The organism is Thermosynechococcus sp. B1, assembly GCF_030322985.1.
Classification (GTDB): Bacteria; Cyanobacteriota; Cyanobacteriia; order Thermosynechococcales; family Thermosynechococcaceae; genus Thermosynechococcus.
Window position 1 is genome coordinate 2,179,127 of sequence record NZ_CP096573.1, and the last position, 16,358, is coordinate 2,195,484.

Annotated in this window: 16 protein-coding genes and 1 tRNA gene; 7 read left to right on the plus strand and 10 right to left on the minus strand. The window is 54.0% G+C overall.

Going from position 1 to position 16,358, the window contains the following annotated elements:
- Positions 1-307: 307 nt before the first annotated feature.
- A complete protein-coding gene (locus M0644_RS10825; protein WP_149820747.1) occupies positions 308-781 on the minus strand; it encodes a hypothetical protein in 474 nt (157 codons plus the stop codon).
- On the opposite strand from M0644_RS10825, the gene M0644_RS10830 reads away from it, so the two are divergent.
- From M0644_RS10830 to M0644_RS10860, 7 genes are read left to right on the plus strand one after another with little or no spacing between them, the layout of a single operon-like run.
- On the plus strand, positions 768-1,040 hold the full coding sequence (locus M0644_RS10830; protein WP_149820749.1) for an RNA-binding protein: 273 nt from the start codon (positions 768-770) through the stop codon (positions 1,038-1,040). The genes M0644_RS10825 and M0644_RS10830 overlap by 14 nt on opposite strands.
- A gap of 39 nt (positions 1,041-1,079) precedes the next feature.
- Positions 1,080-1,631, plus strand: coding sequence for a DUF3172 domain-containing protein (locus M0644_RS10835; RefSeq protein WP_190278074.1), 552 nt, complete (start codon positions 1,080-1,082; stop codon positions 1,629-1,631).
- Positions 1,632-1,649: 18 nt separating this feature from the next.
- The gene (locus tag M0644_RS10840; RefSeq protein ID WP_399363245.1) at positions 1,650-2,444 is read left to right on the plus strand and encodes an MlaE family lipid ABC transporter permease subunit; all 795 of its coding nucleotides are present in this window, start codon (positions 1,650-1,652) and stop codon (positions 2,442-2,444) included.
- Positions 2,445-2,455: 11 nt separating this feature from the next.
- Positions 2,456-2,836 (plus strand): DUF1818 family protein, encoded by a 381-nt coding sequence (locus M0644_RS10845; protein ID WP_286625681.1) that lies wholly within the window; start codon positions 2,456-2,458, stop codon positions 2,834-2,836.
- Between the two features lie 30 nt (positions 2,837-2,866).
- Positions 2,867-5,755 carry a GAF domain-containing protein gene (locus tag M0644_RS10850; RefSeq protein WP_286625682.1) on the plus strand — a complete coding sequence of 963 codons (2,889 nt, stop codon included), beginning with the start codon at positions 2,867-2,869 and terminating at the stop codon, positions 5,753-5,755.
- A complete protein-coding gene (gene feoB / locus M0644_RS10855) occupies positions 5,752-7,542 on the plus strand; it encodes a ferrous iron transport protein B (protein WP_149820759.1) in 1,791 nt (596 codons plus the stop codon). The genes M0644_RS10850 and feoB overlap by 4 nt, the downstream gene beginning before the upstream one ends.
- Positions 7,542-8,303 carry a precorrin-2 C(20)-methyltransferase gene (locus tag M0644_RS10860; protein ID WP_286668710.1) on the plus strand — a complete coding sequence of 254 codons (762 nt, stop codon included), beginning with the start codon at positions 7,542-7,544 and terminating at the stop codon, positions 8,301-8,303. The genes feoB and M0644_RS10860 overlap by 1 nt, the downstream gene beginning before the upstream one ends.
- A 435-nt stretch (positions 8,304-8,738) precedes the next feature.
- On the opposite strand, the gene M0644_RS10865 is transcribed toward M0644_RS10860, so the two are convergent.
- From M0644_RS10865 to M0644_RS10905, 9 genes are all read right to left on the minus strand, one after another.
- Entirely contained in the window at positions 8,739-9,194 is a 456-nt protein-coding gene (locus M0644_RS10865; RefSeq protein ID WP_286625684.1) for an NUDIX hydrolase, read from the minus strand.
- Positions 9,191-9,661: a thioredoxin-dependent thiol peroxidase gene (gene bcp / locus M0644_RS10870; protein ID WP_286625685.1), complete on the minus strand. Its 471-nt coding sequence runs from the start codon at positions 9,659-9,661 to the stop codon at positions 9,191-9,193. The genes M0644_RS10865 and bcp overlap by 4 nt, the downstream gene beginning before the upstream one ends.
- An 80-nt stretch (positions 9,662-9,741) precedes the next feature.
- On the minus strand, positions 9,742-10,866 hold the full coding sequence (locus M0644_RS10875; protein ID WP_286625686.1) for a hypothetical protein: 1,125 nt from the start codon (positions 10,864-10,866) through the stop codon (positions 9,742-9,744).
- A gap of 3 nt (positions 10,867-10,869) precedes the next feature.
- On the minus strand, positions 10,870-12,168 hold the full coding sequence (locus tag M0644_RS10880; RefSeq protein WP_286625687.1) for a hypothetical protein: 1,299 nt from the start codon (positions 12,166-12,168) through the stop codon (positions 10,870-10,872).
- Between the two features lie 131 nt (positions 12,169-12,299).
- Positions 12,300-12,893, minus strand: coding sequence for a peroxiredoxin (locus M0644_RS10885; protein ID WP_149820771.1), 594 nt, complete (start codon positions 12,891-12,893; stop codon positions 12,300-12,302).
- A gap of 95 nt (positions 12,894-12,988) precedes the next feature.
- A complete protein-coding gene (locus M0644_RS10890; RefSeq protein ID WP_149820773.1) occupies positions 12,989-13,834 on the minus strand; it encodes an amino acid ABC transporter permease in 846 nt (281 codons plus the stop codon).
- A 22-nt stretch (positions 13,835-13,856) separates the two neighbouring features.
- Entirely contained in the window at positions 13,857-14,651 is a 795-nt protein-coding gene (locus tag M0644_RS10895; protein WP_149820775.1) for a TlyA family RNA methyltransferase, read from the minus strand.
- The gene (locus tag M0644_RS10900; RefSeq protein WP_399373902.1) at positions 14,648-16,261 is read right to left on the minus strand and encodes an ABC transporter substrate-binding protein; all 1,614 of its coding nucleotides are present in this window, start codon (positions 16,259-16,261) and stop codon (positions 14,648-14,650) included. Before M0644_RS10900 ends, M0644_RS10895 begins: the two co-directional genes overlap by 4 nt.
- A 14-nt stretch (positions 16,262-16,275) precedes the next feature.
- Positions 16,276-16,348: transfer RNA gene (locus M0644_RS10905), tRNA-His, on the minus strand.
- Positions 16,349-16,358 lie beyond the last annotated feature (10 nt).

Genomic DNA, 16,358 nt, shown 5'->3' on the forward strand with positions numbered 1-16,358 from the left:
AACGCGAAGTGGCCTAAACCAGCGTTTTGAAGCCTCAACCGTAGCGAAGGGCGGTGTCGTTACGCTGATACTTTGATCCTGACAGGTGAATAGCCGTTTTTCGTTGGAACTATGCCAGTAGTGGCACAGGCACAAATTGACCCCTAAAGAGGATAGTCCTTGCTAGCGTTCCCATTTAGTCCACTGCCTTGAAGGGAAGGGAGTTTATACCATTATTTGCTGAGCAGTAGAAGATGGCAGATTGTTTGAGTTCGCTGGATGAACAGAGTTCAAGCGACAAGAGGCGATATCTTAACACTACCAATAACTAAAGAACAAAAGAACAACTACTGTTTTTGATTGATAAACTGTCAGAATTCTCATTTAATCCACTTCCCCGAAGAGAAGCAAGAGCACCTTCAACATAGCCTCTCCCAGAGCGGATTGCAACCCCCTGTTCCGAGGGATCCCTTGCGAGGGGGGTGAAATTATTTTCTACAAGGCCACTGAAAATACTCAAATCCTCTCCTAGAGAGACTCCGGTGGATTCCACGAGAGAATGGGCTTGGCGGCAATTTGCTGAATCTGTCGGACGCGGCTCAAACCCTGTGCAAAGGGCTGTAGGTGACATCAAGGGAGGAATTAATTTCTTTTTAACCTTGGTATATTTTGGGCTGATAGAAAACGTTAATTTTCTTTGCAAGGTGTTGGGGTCTGTAGTCTGGATCGCATGGATAAGGGAAAGCGAGAGGCTATGATGATTGTCAAATTGCTTCTGAGTTCGGGTTATGACACTGTACATCGGCAACCTCTCCTATGAGGCGACAGAAAACGATCTTCGCGAAGTTTTTGAAAAATATGGTGCTATTCGCCGGATTGTGTTGCCGGTGGATCGAGAAACAGGCAAACGGCGTGGCTTTGCTTTTGTTGAACTGGTGGATGAAACTCAGGAGGCCGCTGCCATTGATGATCTCGACGGTGCAACATGGCTAGGACGGGTGCTCAAGGTCAACAAGGCGAAGCCCAAACAAGCGGGGGGGCAGTCAAACCCTGCCTTCTAAGGGCATACTGGTAGGGAAGTGCTGTTCACTCTTCCTGCTATGCCTCGACGTTCGCCATCGCCACCGCGTCCCCGTCCTCAAACTCGTCGTCCCCCACAGCCAGAATCAAAGTCAGCGGTGAATACCCGCACTCTGGCGGTGTTGGGAGGGGTCTTTATTATTGGCGTCGGTGTGGGTGTCACCTTTAGCAAAACGACCACCCTCAATCCTGATAACGTGGCTTCAACGCAGTTTATTGATCAGGCGGCGCCCAATCCCGATATTTGTGTGCAATTTGGCGCGAGCGCGATCGCGGTGGATACGCGGATTTTTGTCACCTTTAACCCCTTCTCGGTCTTTGTTTCCCAACCTGTGATGCAACCGGGCTGTGTGATTCGCGCCAATAACGTCGCCCTCTTAGAACAGCGACAACTCATTACGGGTGAGCAATTGCGCAGTTGTCGGCAACGGCTGAATACCTTTGGCTATGTGGGCAACTTGGAGAGTAACCCGGAAATAAGCTGTGTCTATCAGAGCACAACAGATAAAAACCTCTTCCTCAAACTCTCAGGCTTGGGCAATGGTGCTGCGGGTGAAACCGGTAATTTCTAGGACGCAACAATGAAGGCGATGAAGTGGCCACGGCTGCGCTGGCGTGCAAGTCAGGGTGTACAACGCTTGGGTACAGCCTTTCTCTTGGCGGGTCAGGTGATCTTTTATCTGGTGCGGGGGCGAATTGCGCTGCGCAACTCAATTGAGCAAATGGCTTTGGTGGGGCCTGCCTCCCTTAGTGTTGCCCTGATTACAGCGGCCTTCGTGGGTATGGTGTTTACGATTCAGGTCGCCCGTGAATTTATTACCTTTGGTGCCACCTCTGCGGTGGGTGGCGTACTGGCGATCGCCCTAGCGCGGGAACTAGGGCCAGTACTGACAGCGGTGGTACTCGCCGGGCGAGTTGGCTCTGCCTTTGCGGCTGAAATTGGCACCATGAAAGTCACTGAGCAAATTGACGCCCTCTATATGTTGGGCACGGATCCTGTAGATTATCTGGTGGTGCCACGGTTTATTGCCTGTGTGCTGATGTTGCCCATTCTCAATATCTTGGCACTCGTAACGGGGCTGTGGGGGGGCTTGATGATTGCCGATTATCTCTACGGCATTCCCCGTGGGGTCTATATTGAGTCCATTCAGAACTTTCTGCAAACTTGGGATCTGTGGAGTTCAATTATCAAGTCAGGCATTTTTGGCGGTGTGGTGGCCATCATTGGCTGCAATTGGGGCATTACAACCACAGGGGGCGCCAAGGGGGTCGGTCAATCCACTACGGCGGCTGTGGTGATTTCGCTATTGGCGATCTTTATTCTCAACTTTTTCCTGTCTTGGGCTCTCTTTGGCGGCAGCAGTAGCCTCGTACCCACGTTTTAGAGAGCTAGTCTGTGGAACTGCGGGTGGGGGAAGGCTGGCGGGTGGGCTGGCGCAATGATCAATTCTATGCCGCTCTGGTGGGCGCTGAGGATTGGGCCACGGAACTCACCGCAGTAGAATTCAAGGCATTTGTGGATTTATTTTGCCAACTTCACGGGCAGCTTCAGGCGATCACCCCCGAATTGATGGCAGAGGAAATGATTACCCTCAGTGGCAGCAACGATGCTGTGCATTTGGAATTGGAGGGCTATCCCCATGCCTATAGCCTGCATCTAATTGTGTTGGGCGATCGCCGAGTTGAGGGGACATGGCCTGCCCCTGTGCCCCCAGACTTTCTCCTTGCCTGCTGTGAGTTGCAGCACAGGATTGCGGAGGGGCAAAGTTTAGAATAGAAGACATCCTTCTCGGTTGCGATCGCCCCTATGACCTCTGCCAAATCCTCGAAGGTCAGCCCCGCTTTGGCGGCACTGGTTAACACCATTAAGCAACTGCAACAGCAAGAGCAAATTGGCGGACTCATTGCTCCCTTGGTCAGCTTTGTCCAAGAAACCCTCGGCATGTCCTTTGTCTGGCTGGGACTATACAATGAAGCCGCCAAACAACTCATTGGCCAAGGGGGAACCACGCCCGTTGGTGATCATCCCTTCCTCAAGCAGAAACTGACCCTTGCTGCCGGCAGCCTTCTCGATCAGGTGTTGATGAACCGCAAGCCGATTAGTTTGCCCAGTCTCAAGGAGGAAGCACGTCTAGCAGAGTTACGGGAAGCCGCTACCCGTTTGGGCATTCAAGGCACGGCCATCTATCCCATTATCCGCCATCGTCAACCCCTCGGCATTCTCATGATCGGTTCCACCACATGGGGCGATACCCTGCGGGGGGATGATTTGGCCCACATGAGCCTTTTGGTGAGTGCCCTTGGCGCCGAACTGGAACACCTAACAGCCACGCCAGCAACGAAAGCAGCACCAGAAGCAAAGCAAGCGGCTGCTCCCACAATTACTAGTGATGACCCCGTACGCCATCTGCTTCAGGCGGCCAGCCGTGCGCCTAGCTTGGGTCAACGCATTGAAGCCCTGTTGCTGGCAGTGCACCAATTCTGTCAACCTCAACGTACCAGCCTTTTTTGGCGAGATTTGGAGCAACCCCTCTATCGGCGGCGCAGTTACACCGTTGGTAAACTCCAGAGCCGCGAGAGCCAGCGGCAACCCTTAGCGATTACGCAGCAGGAGTTAGCAGGTTGTTATACTGCCCTTGCCAGCGGCCAAACCGTGAGTGTCAGCGATAGTCAAAGTGTGGTCAGTGCTACCGCACCCTTACGGTTAATGCAAATGCTGAATTGCCGTGCCCTAGTGGCGACCCCGATTGTGGTGGGCACGGATGTCGTGGGCTTTCTCACATTCGAGCGCAGTGAGCCTTACCCTTGGAATGACAACGAGAAGAAACTCCTCCAAGTCACCGCAGAGCTATTGGCCCTAGCCGCCCCCACTGAACGCCTCGAGCACCTCCTAGCACAGACCCAGCATGCCCAAAGCTTGGTGAGTGAGTTGGCGCAAGCGATTTGTGATGAGCAGGACTGGAAGCGGGTGCTCCAGCATGCGGGCGAAAGGTTAGCGGCAGATTTAGGGGCACAGTGGGTCTTTTTGTTAAGCTACAACTCCCTGACCCAAGCGTTTGATGTCCTATTTCAGTATCCAGCGCCCCGGGGGCGCGATCGCCATCCGCCCTTCCCGCCATTACAAAAAATGGATTGGCAACTTCTGGAAACAGCAACCACAGCCATTGCCCTTGAGGACTACAGCCATGAACTGCGCCTCTACTCTTGGAAAGAGGTTCTCGGCAAGCTGCATATTCAGTCCCTTCTAGTGGCAACCACCACCCCCGGCCATTCTTTGGAAGCACTGCTGTTAGTGGGGCGCACTGAACCCACAGTTTGGAGCAAAAGTCAGCAAACCCTGATCCAAGAGGTGGCGCGCACCCTTGGCCTCATTAGCCATCAGTGGCAACTGCAAACCACCAATACGCAGCAGGAGCAGGTGCGATCAGCGATGTTGGCGGGTTTTACGGCACTGCAACGCACCCAAAACCTCGAGCGCATTGAACTGACGGGCTTGCAGCAACTGATGAACTTGATGCAGGTGCCCCTTGTGGCCTTAGTGACTTGGCGACCCGGTCAGACGGTTGGTTCGATTGTGGCGCCGCCCCCCGGCCATCCCAAATTTGCCATTCACAACGATGCTGAGATTGCCCTCTATGAGGATCCGCTGATCCACAGTGCCCTGATGGCCTCCCAAGCCGATGTCACCAGCAATCCCTACGCTTGGTTAATTCAAACCACAGCCCTAGAACTGGATCCGCGTACGCGGGAATGGCTCTCAGGACCAGACATTGGCCAAATTTTGGCGATCGCCCTGCGCACTGATCCGGAATACGAACCCTCTGGGGTTCTCATTGTCGCCGATCGCCGCGATCGCCGGTGGTCAACCTTGCACCTAGAGGCCTTCCTTACCCTTGTCAACCATTTGGCTTGGGCACACCGCAGTACTTCCCTCATTCAAATGCTCACCCAAGGCTGGCAAACCCTTGAAACCCTCAACTGGTACAAGCACCGTCGCCTTGAACAGGTCTATAGTCAACTTGCGAGTCTCTGCAATCAGTTGACGCAATGGGTTCAGCAACACCCTGAGGCGGCTCCCCTGCTGCGGCGGTTGGGCACACTCCTGCAAACCCAGTTGGAATCCCTCCATCCCCTCTTGAGTCATGAGGTATGGCAACTGGACAAAACGACTGACACAGCAGGCCTAGCGGTGCTCCTCAAGCGAGTGATGGATCGCATCGAAAATTGGAAGCAGCGCAAACAACTGTGGATTCAAGTTCACAATCAACCTGTCCTCACCCTCAATGGTGACATTAGCAAGCTGGAGTTAATCCTTTACGAGTTGTTGCTTTTTGCCTGCCAGCGATCGCCCTCCCAAGGCCGCATTGACATCTGGTGCCAACAAATTGAAGGCATGGGTCAGGGGGGCAAAATGCAGTCTTGGCTGGAACTGTCAATCACCGACAATGGGGAAATAGAGCCACAGTTACTCATTAAACTGCACCAACTCGAACATCTCGACTGGCTTGCTCCCTCCAGCCTTGATCAGCCCCCCGGACGACACCTCAAAGTCTGCTTTAACCTGTGTCAACGCCTAGGCTATAACCTCGATATGTATAAATTAGAGGATGGCCGCTTCCTGAGTCGTCTGCTCATTCCCCTGAATAGTGGCGACACGGGTACCTTTGAATTGCAATCCTCACAGCCGCGCCAATGACCCTAAGCACGATCGCCCTTCTTGGCCTCCCGAACACTGGTAAATCCACATTTTTCAATCGCATTGCCGCTGCCCGTGCCCATGTAGGCAACTGGCCGGGGATTACGGTGGACTTAGCAGAAGCCGAGATTTCCCTCAATGGTGAAATGGTTAAACTGGTGGATTTGCCGGGCATCTACGATCTGGCGGGGACGGCTGCCGATGAAACCCTTGTGCGTGAGTTTTTCCAACGGGTGCCGGTGCGGCTGGTGTTGGTTATTCTCAATGCCAGTCAGATTCAGCATCAATTGCGCTTAGCCCTTCAGGTGAAGGCTTGGGGACTACCAATGGTGGTGCTCCTGAATATGGCCGATGAAGCGCGGCAACTGGGGATTCAGATTGATACCGAGAAATTGAGCGATCGCCTTGGGGTGCCGGTGGTGGCTCTGAGTGCCAAATATGGTGGTGGTTATTGGGAGGCCTACGAAACGATTTGCCATGCCCTCAAGGAAGCACCGATTCCCCAAGCCCCGCTCTTCAAGCCAACGTTGCCAGAAATTGAACCGGGGGCGATCGCGCCCCTATTGGCGGGCACCGTTACTTTCCCCAGTCGCACCGTTCGCAGACTAACAGAACAGTTGGATCACTGGTTGCTACACCCTTTGTGGGGACTGCCCCTCTTTTTTGTAGGGCTATACCTTGTCTTTCAAGTGGTATGGGTGCTAGGGCTGGGGGTTCAAGGCTGGCTTAGTGATGCGTTTGAAGCCTTTCAGGGACAGGTGCTGGAGCCATTCCTTGCGGGGCTGCCCCCCTTGCTCAGCAGTTTGCTCATTGAGGGCATCTATGGCGGTATGACCACGGTGGCAGCGTTTGTGCCCTTAGTCACCATCTTCTTTATTGTGATGGCGATCGTTGAGGACAGTGGCTACCTTGCCCGTGCCGCCTACCTGATGGATGGCCTGATGGCACGCTTGGGTTTAGATGGACGCAGTTTCGTCCTCAGCTTGATGGGCTTTGGCTGCAATGTCCCCGCCCTGATGGCCACCCGCATTATTCGCTCGCCGGGGCTGCGGCTACTGACGATGCTGATCATTCCCTTTTCCCTCTGCTCAGCGCGGCTACAGGTGTTTGTCTTTCTCATTGCCTGTTTGTTTCCCCCGCAGTGGGGGGCAGTCGTCCTGCTGTCTCTCTATGGCTGGAGTATTCTGGCGGCCTTGCTTACTGCCCTCTGTTTCCAGGGCTATTTCCCGAATACGGATCCCTTTTTGCTGGAGTTGCCCCCCTATCGCTGGCCGACGGGGCGACAGGTGATTCTGCGGGCGTGGGGGGAGGTGCGGCATTTTCTCTCGCGAGCCGCGGGCTTCATTATGATAGGTGTCTTGGTGGTGTGGGCATTGACCCATTTACCCCTGAATGCAACGCCCTCAAGTCCAGAAACGTGGGCGGGTCAACTGGGGATAGCGCTACAGCCGCTTTTGGCACCGGTGGGCATTACACCTGCCCTGACGATCGCCCTGATTGTCGGCTTTGTGGCCAAGGAGATTGTGATTGGCGCGTTGGCGGTAATCTATCACCTTTCGGGTACCTCGTTACAGCAGGCGATCGCCCAAGATTTAACGCCCCTACAGGCCTACAGCTTTATGCTTTTTACTCTCCTGTACACCCCCTGCTTGAGCACCCTTGCCACCCTCTGGAGTGAATCGAAACGCGGGCAGTTTACGATTTTTGCGACCCTCTATGCCTTGGTGATGGCGTGGGTGGTGAGTGGCAGTGTCTATCAACTGGGGCACTGGTGGGGATGGGGCTAATGGCCACCCTTTGTGGCATTGGCGTAGGCCCCGGCGATCCCGAACTCATTACCCTCAAGGGTTGGCGACGCTTACAGCAAGCAAGGGTGATTGCCTTTCCGGCGGGACTACAAAGACGGCGCGGCATTGCCGAGGAGATCATTTCCCCCTACAAAGAACCCCAGCAAATTTATCTGCCCCTCGAATTCCCCTATGTCCTTGCAGAAGATGTTCTAGAACAGGCATGGCAAAAGGCGGCAGAGCAAGTCTATGCCTACCTCGCTCAGGGCATTGATGTGGTCTTTGTCTCTGAGGGGGATGTCAGTTTCTACAGTACGTTTTCCTATCTAGCGGCAGCCGTCCAGAGCCTTGACCCCCATATTGCGATTGAAGTGATTCCGGGAATTTGCTCGCCTTTGGCCGCAGCGGCTAGCTTAGGGGTGCCCCTGACCTTGGGGAGCGATCGCCTAGCGATTTTGCCAGCAATGTACCACGTGGAGGACTTGACGCGGGTATGGGCATGGGCGGAGGTGGTGGTTTTAATGAAGGTGCGATCGGTCTATGGCCACGTCTGGCATTGGCTCAAGGAACACCACCTCTTGGAACAGGCGGCAGTGGTGAGCTGGGCAACAACCCCTCAACAGCAAATCTACACCCCCCTGACGAACTATCCAGAGTTAACCCTGCCCTACTTTTCGCTGCTCATTGTTTGGCAGCGGCGCCCCATCTTGCAGAATTTCGCGAGTGCTGAAGTCAATCCTACGTACAACAGTACCCAATGATTCTTTATCGGTTCCACGGGGGTGGGCGTCTCCTCACGATAGATCAAGTGGTGTGAATTCTCTTAGCGTGTCTCTGTACCTTCATTTAATATGTTTAGGTAACTATGATAAGCGAACACACGGTTACGTTCCTGCCCCGTTATCTCACGCACTAAGTCAAGTTTTTCTAGGGATTGCATGGCTTTGGTTGCCGCTGGAAAAGAAAGCCCTGTATGATGGCAGACGTGTTTAAGGTTCAGTAGAGGACGACGACACATGACACGAAATACCCTCAAGCTTGTGGAAGCGCTGCGGCCAACGGCGTGAATCTTCTGTTCATCTTTTTGAAAGAGGATAAACAGTCGCTTAGCTGTTTCCACTGCATTAGTAGCCGTTTGTTCCACTAAACGAAAGTGCGATATCGTTAAATAAGACTTAACAACCTAGCTTTGGTGTTCATGACAATCCTAGATGTCCACTCAAATAGTCCTGTAACTGTTGGGCATGGTCGTGGGCGAGATCGGCTAAGGGGAGGTCACTGAGGGGAAAGGCTTGTACTGCACGCACTTCCTTGACATCCAAAACCTGCGGCTCACCGACAACGCGGGCAGCGATCGCGATACACACGGCATGGACACGGGGATCTCGCTTCGGGTCAGAGTAAACCCCCACTAGGCCTTCAAAGCTCTTGAGGCGCAGCCCTGTTTCTTCCGCCAGTTCGCGGGCACCCGTATCAAGAATCGTTTCTCCCCAGTCCATCATGCCCCCCGGCAGTGACCATTGGCCGGTATCGCGGCGTTGAACCAAAATTAGGCGATCGCCCGCTGTCAAGGCAATCACCGACACTGCCACAAAGGGGTGCCGCCAGAATCGCTTCAGGAAAAAACGGACAACTCGCCAGAACCAATTCACGCTTGCAGCTGCTCCAGATCCGCCAGCACTTGTGCCACATGGGCATCGGGCTTCACCCGCCGATAAATAGCCGCAATTTTGCCCGTGGGATCGATGAGAAATGTATCCCGATAAACACCGAGATACTCCTTGCCCATGAACTTTTTCGGACCATAGCTGCCGTAGGCTTGGGCAACGCTGGTGTCCACATCGGCCAGCAGACGAAAGGGCAAGTTAAGCTTTTGCTGAAATTTGGCGTGGGAGGCGACACTATCGGGGCTAATGCCTAGGATAACGACGTTGCGATCGCCCAAGGTGGCACTGACATCGCGGTAAGCACAGGCTTCTTTGGTGCAGCCGGGGGTATTGTCACGGGGATAAAAGTAGAGAATCACCCACTGACCTTGAAAGTCAGCCAAACGCACCCGCTCACCCGTAGCATCCGCCAGTTCAAAGGAAGGGGCGATCGCCCCAACGGTCAGGGACATTTCTGAGCAATTTCCAATGGTTGGCCATATCTATCTTCCCCCAGTTTGGCTCCTGCTGTGGTGGCCAAGGGGTGTAGCCTTTAGCCCTCAGAGATAAAGAGGCGAATGAACAGGTACAGCATGAGCTGGCGATAACGATAGAGCAGGAAGGTGATCGCCGGTGTCAGAACCACAAAAAAGCCGTACAGCCCCACCACGGTGGCTAAGTCCGTGTGAAAAAAGTCGCGAGCCAGACGCACAAAATCGTGATCAATGCCCCCTTTGCCCATCAGGTACATCTCCCGAAACACAGGATTAAACTGCAACTGCCAGGCAAAGCGCATATTAAAAAACACAATGAAAAACCCCACCATACCGTAGAGGGGACGTTCAATGGGATAGCGGCAGCCCCAACCACTGAGGGCACGGTAGAGAAAAATGACGGCAAAAATGAGTTCAAAGCCATGCCCCATCGCTACAAAGAGCATTTCATGGACTGGACTAAAGGCCACAAGGGTATAAAGCAGCGTAAAGACCCCAAGGCAAATAAGGGTCAGCCGATTGTGACGGTAGAAATAGACCAAGGCCAGCAATCCCGTATAAATGAGCAGGACGATGCCACCCGCGCGATCGCCATGGAGAGTGACACCACCACCGTAGCGAAAATCAAAGGCGGGAACCGCTGGATAGCCAAAGAGCCACGCCATCACCGTATGCCCCACCTCGTGAACAAGGGTAATCAGCGGACTGAGCAAAAACGTCACCTGCTCTGATGTAAGAAGAAGGAGCGATAGACCCAACCCCGCCGCGATCACTTGCCAATCTTTGGTGCTGAGGGGTTGGACAGGAATGCCGAACTCTTCCTTGCGAGGAGGAGAAGGGAGGGAGAGAGTCTGACGTAGATGCTCCCCCTTGGCAAGGCGTTGTAACTCATGGCGACTGGTGAGATCAAGCACCTCTTCCCAGAGTTCATGGCTGTCTTGGCAGGCCGTGATCAGGATGCTGCTGTGGGCATAGCTTGGCCAGTGGATCAGTTCGCGAGCGAGTAGCGTTAGCACAATTGCAGCTGGGACACTCGTTGGACACTGGAGGTGCAACAAGAGACATTCGCGCCGCTGGCTCACCGTGACGGTTATCCCCTTGGGAGCAAGAGCCGCTTCTAGGAGGGCTTGAATGGCCTTGAGATCTCCAGTGGCAGCCGCTGGGCGCAGGGAGGAGCGGGTCATGATCTACTCCGATTCCAGTCGGCGTAACCATTCGCGATCGATGGCTTCCGATTGGGCGAGTTCCTGCTCCACTAAATCCTGATCTGAGCGATAGATAACATCCTGTTCACGGATTTGCCGCTGCTGGGCATAGGCTTGAGCTGCCCGTAATTTGGCACGCAACTGCGGTGTGGGATTGGTCAGAATATTGGCGTAGTGGTAGCGGCGGGCATTGCGATCGCGAATGCGTTGATTTTGCCACAGTAACCAGTAGTACCGCCCCAAGGGAATACCCAAAAAGCCAATACCATAGCCCAGCAAAATCCAAAAGATGGAGGCCACAAAGGCCACCAGCCCCCCCAGTTCTTGGGCGATCGCCCCATCTCCCAAGAGGTACCACAGCATCAGCGCCCCGATCAGATTGACACAGCCCAAGCCAATGGCCACCATAATTTGCCAAGCGGGTGCCCGACTAAAGCGCCAGCGGTGCTCTTCCAAGATGGGGGGAAGCGTCTGCCGTTGACCTTTGCGAGTTTGAGCCGTCGTTTGTAACTCAGGAAAGCGATAGATAATCTGCCCTGTCTCTGTGACTTCGGGGCGACCGTTAAAGTGGGTGAGCACCGGCAGCATATACCACTCATCGTCCCCCGGATCTGTTTCTAAATCGAGATAGGGGGCAATTTGCTCTGCCGTGACTGCCCCGCCATTGTTGCGGATCACTTGGCCAATGAGTTGCCAGCGGCGTTCTTCGAGGTCGGCATTGGGATTGCCATCGCCAAAGAGGAAAGAATAGACCCCCTCAAAGAAGTTCATTTCCTCGTCATTGTCCTGTGACCGGGGGCGCGATCGCTGGGGAGAGGGATCGCCAAAGAAATACCAAAAGTCGGGAAAGACCCAAAAATTGATGCCACCGCCCCCCCAAGAGCCGCCTTGGCCGCGATCGTCACCGTCTCGCCCTTGACTGGAAAGGGCAATCAAAATGATGGCGATCGCCAGAAAAATCAGAACTATCGAAACAATGAGAAAAATACCAAAGGAAATGCGAATCAGATAGAAAACAACACCCCAAACCCGCTGCGCCACCGCCCGCAGTCGCAGTTGCCAGTATTTTGCTTGCAGGATACTGCGAAAATTTCTCGGGAAGACGTAGGCAATATCGCCGCTTTCGGCCACTTGTAGCGTGCCGCCAACATCGGCAGCCAAGGCCATTAATCCTTTTTCAGCCGTTTGCAGTGGTAATCCCACCGTACCCGCCACATCCCCTGCGGTCACTCGGTACCCCAGTGTTTCTACAGCTTGCATTAGGCGGCGATCGACCGTCATGTTTGCCTCCCTCTTCGGTAAAAGGCCTCCTGTTCCACCCTAACGTTTTCCCACAGGTCTTGGCGAGACAAAAAAAGAACCCACCCCAAGGGCAGGTTCACAGCACGGATCAGTCTGAGACAGAGGGGCAATTAGCCCACCGCTTCAAAATAGACTTTGGATTTGACAGGGTCAGGGTTCATCGTTTTGTCGCCGGGTTGCCAGCCCGCAGGGCAGACTTCGTCGGGGTGAGCTTGGACGTATTGAATCGCTTGTAGCACCCGCAGGGTCTCATCGACGCTGCGGCCAAAGGCCAGGTTATTGATCGTTGCGTGTTGGATAATCCCTTCTTTGTCAATGATGAAGAGACCGCGCAGTGCCACCCCTTCCTCGGTCAGCACGTTGTAGGCGGTGCTGATTTCTTTTTTCAGATCAGACACGAGGGGATATTTGAGATCGCCAACACCACCAGCTTTGCGATCGGTTTGCGTCCACGCCAAGTGGGAGAACTGGCTATCCACAGACACGCCAAGGATTTCGGTGTTCAGTTTGGCGAATTCATCGTAGCGATCGCTAAAAGCGACAATTTCTGTGGGGCAAACAAACGTGAAGTCCAAAGGATAGAAGAACAAAACAACGTACTTACCGCGATAGTCCGAGAGCTTGACGGTTTTGAACTCTTGGTCATAAACAGCAACCGCTTCAAAATCCGGGGCGGGCTGACCAACACGCAGACAGTCAGACATAGAAAACCTCGTACTCCTAACTACGACAGGTTGAATAGAGCTGTTCACATTTTTTAACAGCTATGCTTACTATATCATACTCATAACGGTTTTGATTATGAAATAGCTGATCGCTGCCACCGTTGCTCAAGGAAGCGGGAGAGCCGTGACAGAGGAAAACAGAGGGCAAAGTAGAACATCGCACCCAAGACATAGATAAAGAGCTTCCGCTGCGGATCGGTAATGGGATTGGCAAAGGTGCTCGTCATGTTTTGCAGTTCGGGCACACCAATCACCACCAGGAGGGCGCAGTCCTGCATCAGCGTAATGAAGTTATTGGTAAAGGGGGGCAGGATAATCAAAATGGCTTGGGGCAGAATAATCCGCCATAGGGTTTGCCGACCCGAGAGGCCAAGGCTGAGGCTGGCTTCTGTTTGTCCCTTGGGAACCCCCTCTAGGCCACTGCGAAAGACCTCACTCAAATAGGCACCATAGTTAAAGCCCAAGCCAAGAATGCCGTAGAAAATGTAGTTAAAAAGCGGTGACACCAAGCGGTTGCTTTGCAGCACGGTCATGACATCAAAGGCAATTTGCCGAGGATCAAAACCCCATTGACTCAAGAGCCCACCAATGCCAAAGCCCCACACCAGCAGTTGCACCAAGGTTGGGGTACCGCGCACAAATTCAATGTAAACCGTACTCAGCCAGCGCAATGGCGGGACAGGATGCAACCTCGCCCAGGTGGCGATCGCCCCCAAGATGACCGCCAACAGCAAACTAAAGACTGAGATCAAAAACGTCGTAATTGCCGCCTGCAGGAGAAACGGCGCGTACAGTATCAACGTCTCATGAAAGTAATAAAGGTAGCCACAAAAGGCAAGAATGCCCAGTCCTAGGCACACCAAAAAGATGCCATTGAGCCATTTTGCCCAAGGAGGAATAAACGGTGCCACTTGCTGCATTCTCGAAAAGCCATCATTTTTGTCAGGATGATGATACCATCTCGTTCTCTAGGGAAGCATTTTCCACAGCACGACAGAAAAAATAGGCGAGGAACTCTTGATTGCCCGCAGGCCCTAAAATCGGCGAGGGAGTCACACCGTGGCACTGCCACCCCAACGCTTCGGCGGCGGCAATCACCTGATCCACGGCTTCTTGACGCGCCTTGGCATCGCGCACCACACCATGTTTGCCGAGGCGATCGCGCCCCACTTCAAATTGCGGCTTAATTAAGGCAATTAGCTCTCGCGGCGGCAGCAGTAATTCCCATAGGGCGGGTAAAACTTTAGTCAGGGAAATAAAAGAGAGATCCACCACGCCGAGATCGGGGCGGGGCGCATCGTCAGTGTAGAGATCAGCGGGGGTTAAATAGCGCAGGTTGGTGCGTTCCCTGAGGATAACGCGGGGGTCTTGGCGCAGTTTCCAATCCACTTGGCCATAGCCGACATCAATGCCATAGACCCGTTTGGCGCCCGCTTGCAGCAGACAATCCGTAAAGCCGCCCGTGGAAATACCGCCATCTAAACACACGCGATCGCGCACCACCACAGGAAAGACCCCTAGGGCATGGGCAAGTTTTTCACCCCCCCGCGAAACATAGGCGGCTTTTGCCTTCACCTGAATCGTGGCATCCACTGCCACCAGTGTGCCCGGCTTATCAATGGGGACATGGTTGACCTGCACTTCCCCAGCGCGAATCCAGCGTTGTGCCTGTTGGCGGCTCTCACACAGGTGCCGCTCCACAAGGAGACTATCCAAGCGTTGTTTGCGGGGACTCATAGGTTTTTCCGAAGGGGCGCAAAGGCAAAGAGTTGGTTGACATCCAGTGTTAAACCGTGCAAGTTCCCTTGAGCAAAGAGGGTGGTTTCACTCTGCCACAGGGGTATAAAAGCAACTGCCGCGGCATTGAGTTCCTGAAGCTGGCGCAAGAGCTGTCCACGGCGTTGGGGATTGACCTCACGGCGACTGGCAACAATGAGGTCATTGGCCTCAGGACTGTAGAAAAAGGATCCCCACGCCGCACTGGCACCACTGTCGCAGCCTGTTTCCACAGAACCGCGATCGCAACTCAGGAAGGGTTCAAGGTAGTTATCAGCATCGTAAAAATCACCATACCAATCGAGCAAGACCAAGGGGTAAGCCCCACTGTCTAAATTGCGGTAGATCGTAGCCGAGTCAGCGCTGTCCAATTGCACCTGCACGCGATCGCCCAAATCCCGCTCTAATGAGGCTTTAAGAACCGTTGCCGCCAAGACATTACTGGGAACATTGGCACGGTACCAAAGGTTGACCACCAAGGGCTGCTGTGGTGAAATGGTCGTGTTCTCCAACCAGTGGTCTATTTGGCTCGAATCGCCGTCTCCATAGCGATCGCGAAAAACAGGCTCACTCTCAGGAAATAAACTGGGCACCAGGGAGTACAGGGGTTCTGCTTCCCCCAAAAAGACCCGTTCCGCGAGGCGTTGACGATTGACACTGGCGGCCAACACCTGCCGCGCCGCCAATTGATCCCAAGGGGGCTGGCGCAAATTAATGCTTAAGACGGTGACAGCATTACCTGCCCCGGTAATGACCTGCCAGTGCTTTGTTGCTGCTTGAGTCTTGAGGGCGCGAATTTGATTGGGATCGAGCGCACCGATCGCCACATCGACTGCCCCCGTGCGAAAGGCATTGTAGAGATTAGCGCTACTGGAAAAGATTTGCAGGCGAATCCCCGTATTTTGGGGCTTGGTTCCCCAATAGTCGGCAAAGGGTTCAAGGCGTACCCCATCGGTACTGTAGGCCGCTAAACGGTAAGGGCCTGTGCCCACAAACTGCGTCGGCAAAAAGCCATCGCCCGCTGCACCATAGGCCGTCGGCGAAACGGCACACAAGCCGCTAAAGGCCAACAAATGGGGAAAAGCCACAAAGGGTTCCTTGAGGCGAATTTCCAGTAAGTCCTCCGCGATCGCCTGAATTTCCTTAACGCGCCCGGCCAAGAGGGAGGCGGGTTGGCCACCACTATTCATAAATCGCTCAAGGGAAAAGGCCATGGCGGCTGCATTAAACGGTGTGCCATCGTGGAAGCGAACCCCCCGCCGCAGGGGAATGCGGTAAGTCAGGCCATCCTCGCTCACTTCAGGTAGCGCTGTGGCCAGTTGGGGAATGAGGTCTTTGCCTTCGTAGCTATAGAGGCGATCGCCCAAATTCAACAGCAGCAGTCCCGCCAAATTTTCGTAGGCATCAGCGGGGTCTAGGGTGCGCAGGCGAGCCGTGGTACCAATGACAATACTGTCATCCCCTTGGCGAGGCTGATCACCGCCACAGGCAACCAGCAGCAGGCTCAACAACAGTACCAGACATCCCCACAGTAACCGTCGTGTCACGGATACACCCGCTCGGTACATCATCCACTAGAATAAAGGGCGAGCGATGGGACTCGAACCCACGAATGGTGGAACCACAATCCACTGCCTTAACCACTTGGCTACGCTCGCCATGCTTCCT